At 65.8% G+C, this 6,125-nt stretch carries 6 protein-coding genes; 3 read left to right on the forward strand and 3 right to left on the reverse strand.

Going from position 1 to position 6,125, the window contains the following annotated elements; translation table 11 throughout:
* Positions 1-293 precede the first annotated feature (293 nt).
* Positions 294-1,181 (forward strand): LysR family transcriptional regulator, encoded by an 888-nt coding sequence (locus tag VGV07_RS23285; RefSeq protein WP_055884953.1) that lies wholly within the window; start codon positions 294-296, stop codon positions 1,179-1,181.
* Between the two features lie 175 nt (positions 1,182-1,356).
* On the opposite strand, the gene VGV07_RS23290 is transcribed toward VGV07_RS23285, so the two are convergent.
* On the reverse strand, positions 1,357-1,968 hold the full coding sequence (locus tag VGV07_RS23290) for a MarR family winged helix-turn-helix transcriptional regulator (protein WP_326871137.1): 612 nt from the start codon (positions 1,966-1,968) through the stop codon (positions 1,357-1,359).
* Positions 1,969-2,129: 161 nt separating this feature from the next.
* On the opposite strand from VGV07_RS23290, the gene VGV07_RS23295 reads away from it, so the two are divergent.
* Both VGV07_RS23295 and VGV07_RS23300 read left to right on the forward strand, forming a co-directional pair.
* Positions 2,130-3,185 carry an ATP-binding cassette domain-containing protein gene (locus VGV07_RS23295; RefSeq protein ID WP_326871138.1) on the forward strand — a complete coding sequence of 352 codons (1,056 nt, stop codon included), beginning with the start codon at positions 2,130-2,132 and terminating at the stop codon, positions 3,183-3,185.
* Positions 3,186-3,194: 9 nt separating this feature from the next.
* The gene (locus VGV07_RS23300) at positions 3,195-3,953 is read left to right on the forward strand and encodes an ABC transporter permease (RefSeq protein WP_326871139.1); all 759 of its coding nucleotides are present in this window, start codon (positions 3,195-3,197) and stop codon (positions 3,951-3,953) included.
* Here the strand turns inward: VGV07_RS23300 and VGV07_RS23305 are convergent, their stop codons facing one another.
* The gene (locus tag VGV07_RS23305) at positions 3,954-5,177 is read right to left on the reverse strand and encodes an MFS transporter (protein WP_326871140.1); all 1,224 of its coding nucleotides are present in this window, start codon (positions 5,175-5,177) and stop codon (positions 3,954-3,956) included.
* Positions 5,174-5,797 carry a helix-turn-helix domain-containing protein gene (locus VGV07_RS23310; protein WP_326871141.1) on the reverse strand — a complete coding sequence of 208 codons (624 nt, stop codon included), beginning with the start codon at positions 5,795-5,797 and terminating at the stop codon, positions 5,174-5,176. Before VGV07_RS23310 ends, VGV07_RS23305 begins: the two co-directional genes overlap by 4 nt.
* Positions 5,798-6,125: the final 328 nt, after the last annotated feature.

Genomic DNA, 6,125 nt, shown 5'->3' on the forward strand with positions numbered 1-6,125 from the left:
CGGACTTTGGCGAACCAGTTCACCAGAGCGCGCAACGGGTTGGACGACGCGGCAGCCATCGACGGCCGCTCGCTCGAAAGCAAGTGGACCATGGTCCTTCTCCAATTTCATCTTTGCCTGGGCAGGGAGTGCCGGGGCGGGGGGCGGCGATCGGGAGGATCGCTGGTGGCGACCTCGGGATCGCTACTGGCGATCGCGGGATCACCGATGACGGCTGATATGAGCCCTTGCCATCTATTCGTCCAACAAATAGATTTCATCCCGATCATCAAATTTCGTGATGGAGAAACGGGATGAGCACGCCCCTCGATCTCGACCAGCTGCAAAGCTTCTGCGCCATCGCCGACTGCGGCAGTTTCACCGAGGCGGCGCGCCGGGTGAACAAGACCCAGTCGGCGGTGTCGATGCAGATCAAGCGGCTGGAGGAAAGGCTAGGCCAGGCGCTGCTCAGCCGCGACGGCCGGACGGTGGCGCTGACCGAGTATGGCGATGCGCTGTACGCGCGGGCCCGACGCATGCTCCGGATCAATGCCGAGATCATGGACGTGTTCTCCGACGGCGACCTCAAGGGCTCGATCCGCTTCGGAGTGCCAGACGACTATGCCGTGCGCCTGCTGCCGGTGATCCTCTCGAGCTTCCAGCGCACCCACCCCAAGATCGTCGTCGATGTACGCTGCCAACCTTCGGAAGAGCTGCTCGATGGGATGAAGAAGGGCCGCTACGACCTGATCGTCTTCACCCAGGGCACCAACCACGAATATGGCGAGATGTTCCGTACCGAGCGGATGTTCTGGGTCGCCTCGCATGGCGGCCAGGCGCTGGCCACCGAGCCACTGCCGATCGCGGGCGGGCTGCATTGCTGCTGGAAGGAAAACGCGGTCGAGGTGCTGAACCGCATCGGCCGCGATTATCGCATCGCCTATACCTCGTCGAACGCCATGGCGATCGCCAGCGCCGTATTGACCGACCTCGCCGTCGGCTTCCTGCCCGAGAGTGCACTGCAGCCCGGCATGCGCGTGATCGCCGAGGACAAGGACCTGCCGCGGCTGCGCGACGCCGAAATCGCCATCATGCGCGCCAGCCACGCCTATGGCGGCATCTACGATGCGCTGGCCAGCCACATCGTCGCCAGCATGGGCAATCTCGACGGCAAGGACAGCCTGCCGATGGCGGCGGAGTAAGGGGGAGTGGTTGGGCGACGTAGTGCGTCCACCCCACCGACGTCATTCCCGCGAAGGCGGGAACTAGTGGGATGCCACGGCCCCCGCTGACGCTGAGAGATCCCACTGGGTCCCCGCCTTCGCGGGGGATGACGCCGGTGGATTGGCCAGGCAAGTCGGCATCAACGGGGTGCGCTCACCGCCCCTTACCATCCAGCAACCCGTTGAGCTCCGCCTGCAGCCTCGTCCGGTTCGCCTCCACCGCACGCTCGAAGGCGCGGGCCTGGATCAGGCGGGCGGCGGGGGTGGTGGCGCGCGGATCAAGGTGCTCGCGCAGCGCTTCGGCCATCTCGGTTTGCAGGAACGTGCCGATCTCGAGGAACTGCATGATGGCGGCCAGCTGATCGGGCGTGAAACGCGCCAGCATCATCGGGCCAGTCTTCTCGTAGTGGCCGAAGATGCGTCGGGTGATGGCCTTCATGTCGTCGGTCAGCTCGATCCAGATCTTGCGCCGGTCGAGGGTGTCGCGCGTGCGAACGACGTAACCGGCAGCTTCCAGCCGATCGATCACCGCGGTCACTGCCCCGGTGGTGAGGCCGCTGTCATTGGCGAGCTGTCCGGCGCTGACCCTGCCCCGCCGGTCGATCAGATCAATGCAACGACCGTCGGTGCGGTTGATGCCGAGAAACTCCGTCAGCGTTTCGTCGAACAGGTCGTTGGCGGCCTGGCTGGCGCGCGTCGCCTCCTTGAATCGGAGGCCGAAACCTTCAGCTGCAGTTTCTCTTGACTCGTTGATATCTTGATTCATAAGATAATTATACGATGAGATATCGGGGAAAGCAAGATTCCCGGATGTCGCATGCGGTCGTCCGGCGACGAGCAACCGAAATCAAGCCGGCCGACCGCCAAACCAGCATGAAGACCACGCAACCCGAGGCTACGCCACGATGACGGCCGGAGGGCCGGCATATGAAACCGCAATCGCATCCATTCCAGCCGATCCGGCGCAGGCCGCCCGCGCTGATCGCCGTGCCGAACAATGACAACGAGGCGCAAGTGACCAACACCATCATCGAGGCCAGGGGCCTCAAGCGAAGCTTCAAGGCGAAGGGCGCCAAGGGCAAGACGATCGACGCGGTGCGCGGCATCGACCTCAGCGTCCGGGACGGCGAGATCGTCGGCTTTCTGGGACCGAACGGGGCCGGCAAGACCACGACGCTCAAGATGCTCTGCACCCTGCTGAAACCCACCGACGGCTCGGCGACCGTGGTGGGCGCGGACCTGCGCCGTGACCCGGTCACGGTGCGCCGGCGGATCGGCTATGTCAGCCAGGCCGGCTCGACTTCACCCGAAGCCAGGGTCGGCCAGGAGATCGTCAGCCACGCGCGGCTCTACGGCATCGACAAGCAGGTGGCGATCCAACGTGGCAAGGAGTTGCTGGCGGCGCTCGACCTGGGCGAGATCTGGGACCGGACCTGCGGCTCGCTGTCGGGCGGGCAACGTCGGCGGCTGGATATCGTCATGGGCCTCGTGCACCAGCCGCGGCTGGTGTTCCTCGACGAGCCTTCGACGGGGCTCGACCCCCAGAGCCGGGCAAACCTGTGGAACCACATCAGGAAGCTCCGCGACGAACTGGGCACCACGGTGTTCCTCACCACCCACTACATGGACGAGGCGGACTCACTTTCCGACCGCATCCTGATCATCGACCATGGCACCATCGTCGCCGAGGGCACGCCGGCCGAGCTCAAGAAGCGGGTGTCGGGCGACACCATCACGCTGACGCTGCGGAGCGAGGCGGATGCCGTGAGTTCAGCCGCCATTGCAGCACGGCTCAACGGGGCAGACACGCCAGCTACGGAGGCCCACGTGGTGCGCCTGCATGTCCCCGACGGCGCCACGGCCCTGCCGGTGCTGCTGGGCGACCTGACCAAGGCCGGAATCGACGCCATCGGCGTCGACGTGAACCGTCCCACTCTCGATGACGTCTTCCTGACGCTGACCGGCCGGTCGCTCAGGGATTAGGAGGCTGACATGTCCTTTGTTCGCGATACATGGATCATCTTCGAGCGCTCGATGCTGCTGGCGCTGCGCCAACCGGAATGGGTGGTGATCGGGCTGATGCAGCCGGTGCTCTATCTCACCCTGTTCGGCCCGCTGCTGCAGACGATCGCGGCGACCTCGGGCTTCGCGGGTGACGCCTGGCAGGTGTTCGTGCCGGGGCTGCTGGTGCAACTGGGGATTTTCGGCGGGCTGTTCGTCGGCTTCGGCATCATTGCCGAATGGCGCTCCGGCGTCATCGACCGGCAGTTGGTGTCGCCGGCGTCCCGGGCAGCAATCATCACCGGGCGCACGCTGCGCGACGTGGTGGTGATCCTGGTACAGGCGATCGTGCTTGTCGGCGCGGCATTCTTCATGGGCCTGCGCGTTCCGGTGGGCGCGCTGCTCATCGGCCTGGTGCTGGTGGCGTTGCTCGGCGCAGCGTTCTCGTTCATCTCGAACGCCATCGGCTTGGCAACCAAGAGCGAGGACGCACTGGCGCCGATCGCCAATACGCTAGCCCTGCCGATCCTGTTGCTTTCAGGCATCCTGTTGCCCATGACGCTGGCTCCGGCGTGGCTGCAGGTGGTGGCCAACTTCAACCCCTTCAAGCACATCGTCGAAGCCCTGCGCGCCGTGTTCCTCGGTCATTTCAGCGATCCGATCGTGTGGATCGGGCTCCTGCTCGCGGTGGTGCTGGTGGTGATTGGCGCCTGGGTCGGGAGCCGCGTGCTGACGGCGCAGACCAAGTAGCTACATCGAAGGCAGTTCGTCCGGCCGGCTTCCGAAGGTACGGAAGCTGCGCCGAGCGAGCGGCAGGAGCGTGGCGGCGAAGTAGGCTATGCCGGTGAGCCAGAACGTCGGCGCAAGACCGATCAAGGCGACGAGAGCGCCACCGACGAGGCCGCCGAACGGAATCAGAGCCCAGGCGAGCGCACCAACCAGTGCACTGGCGCGGCCGATCATGGCGGGCGGGATGCGCTCCATGATGACAGCATTGACGATCGGATTGATGAAGCCGGCCGCGAAGCCGCCGATCGCCAGTGTGACGAAGGCGGCGACCAGCGGTGCGTCGATGGCGAACACGGCGAAGCGCGGCAGCCCGGCAAGCAGGAACGCTACGGTATAGACCACCAGCCGCGGCAGGCGTTCGCCGGTGGTCGTAGCGATTGCCGCGCCGGCGATTGAGGCGGCGGACATCACGGCGAACAGCAGGCCGAGCAGCGCCGCGTCATAGCCCGACTGCTGGGTCCAAACCGGCAGCAACACGGCGGACCAGGCGGCATCGAGCAGGTTGGTGACGGTGATCATCACCACGATGCCGACGAGCAGGGCGTCGCGGCGGATGAAGTCGAACCCTTCGCGCAGCTCGTCAAGGTAGGAAGCACGGACTTCCGGCCGATCGCGATCAAATGCCGGAATGCCCGCCGCAACCACGGCCGCGGCGAGCGCAAAGGTGGCGGCGTTCAGCGCCAGGGCGAGACCGGGGCCGATGAGCGCGATCAACCCACCCGCTGCGGCAGCGCCGACGGTCGAGGCCAGCCGCTCGATGACGCCGGCAACACCGGTGACGCGCTCGAGTGGTACATCGGCAAGCTTGGCGATCGCGGGGACCATCGAGATCTTGGCCGCATCGGAAGGGCCGCGCAGCACGCCCATGGCGATGACGATCGGCAGCAGCAGCTCGAAACCGAGCCAGCCCACCAGCGCCAGCACCGGAACGAGGCCGACCACCAGCACCGACGCGAGATCGCAGCCGATGGCGATGCGCTGGGGACCGATGCGATCGATCAGCGGACCGGAAAGCGCCTTGGCGACGACATAGGGCAGCATCTCGGCCATGGCGACGACGCCGGTGAGGATCGGACTGCCGGTGGTGGTGAGCACCAGCCATGGGATGGCAATGGTGGAAAGGCGCGTGCCCGAGATCGACAAGGTTTCGGCGACGGCGAAGGCAAGGAATGGACGCCGGTTCATGACTTCGTCCCCTTGGCCCCGGTGAGCCTGCCGGGATAGGCGAAGGCATGCAGCATCACCGTGTAGGGCGCAGCACCCGGCGGGACAGGCGCACCCGGGGCCGGGGCCTGCCGCATCGCCTCCCACAGCAGTGCCTGCAGCTTGTCGCGTAGCGCGGAGGCTTCGTCGGGCGTGAGGATGATGGTGAAATCGCTGATGGCGTTGGCCGCCTGCCACTCGGGCGGCAGGCGGGTGAACTCGTCCTGCGCCTGCTGCATCAGTTGGACCTGCTGCGTCAGCGCCGCCTGGGCAAAGGCGACGCTCGAGTCGAACTCCTCGGCACTCTCAACATTCTCGAAGAACGAGGTCGACTCATGGCGCGACTGCCACCAGCGGTCGCGGCGCGAGGGCTGGTCGGGCATTTCCTCGATGAAGCCGTGCAGAGCCAGTTGGCGCAGGTGGTAGCTGGTAGCGCCGGAATTGAGGCCGAGCCGCTCGGCGAGCCGGGTGGCGGTGGCCGGCCCATCGATGCGCAGCATGCCGAGCATGCGCAACCGCACCGGGTGAGCAAGCGCCTTGAGCGCGGTGGCATCGGGAACGATGCGGGTGATTTCGCGGGATGGCCTGGACGGGGTGCTCATGGACCGAGCTTATGATTGCAAAGAAACATTTGCAAACGTTTCTTTGCAATCAAGCACGGCGCATGTACTCCAAGGAGGAGCGCGCACATCGCGCGTGTTGCACACCCCTCCCCCATTCTTCCCCGTCAAGGGAGGGTGCCGGCCGGTGATTGCGGTTGGATCAAGCCACAAACCCGATGCGCACCTCCCCCTTGAGGGCAGGGCTATCGCATATGGCTTTCGCACAGGACTCTCGGTGGTCCTCCACCGTGAAACGGGGGAGGGGGACCGCCGAAGGCGGTGGAGGGGGCGGCAGGATACGCCGGTTTTTGGGGCCGCCCCCTCCACC

Source organism: Devosia sp. (assembly GCF_035944845.1).
GTDB lineage: Bacteria > Pseudomonadota > Alphaproteobacteria > Rhizobiales > Devosiaceae > Devosia_A.

Excerpts from the sequence above, each read along its gene's own strand:
- VGV07_RS23285 (WP_055884953.1), top strand. The coding sequence starts at position 294 with ATGAGCACGCCCCTCGATCTCGACCAGCTGCAAAGCTTCTGCGCCATC.
- VGV07_RS23290 (WP_326871137.1), bottom strand. The coding sequence starts at position 1,968 with ATGAATCAAGATATCAACGAGTCAAGAGAAACTGCAGCTGAAGGTTTC.
- VGV07_RS23295 (WP_326871138.1), top strand. The coding sequence starts at position 2,130 with ATGAAACCGCAATCGCATCCATTCCAGCCGATCCGGCGCAGGCCGCCC.
- VGV07_RS23300 (WP_326871139.1), top strand. The coding sequence starts at position 3,195 with ATGTCCTTTGTTCGCGATACATGGATCATCTTCGAGCGCTCGATGCTG.
- VGV07_RS23305 (WP_326871140.1), bottom strand. The coding sequence starts at position 5,177 with ATGAACCGGCGTCCATTCCTTGCCTTCGCCGTCGCCGAAACCTTGTCG.
- VGV07_RS23310 (WP_326871141.1), bottom strand. The coding sequence starts at position 5,797 with ATGAGCACCCCGTCCAGGCCATCCCGCGAAATCACCCGCATCGTTCCC.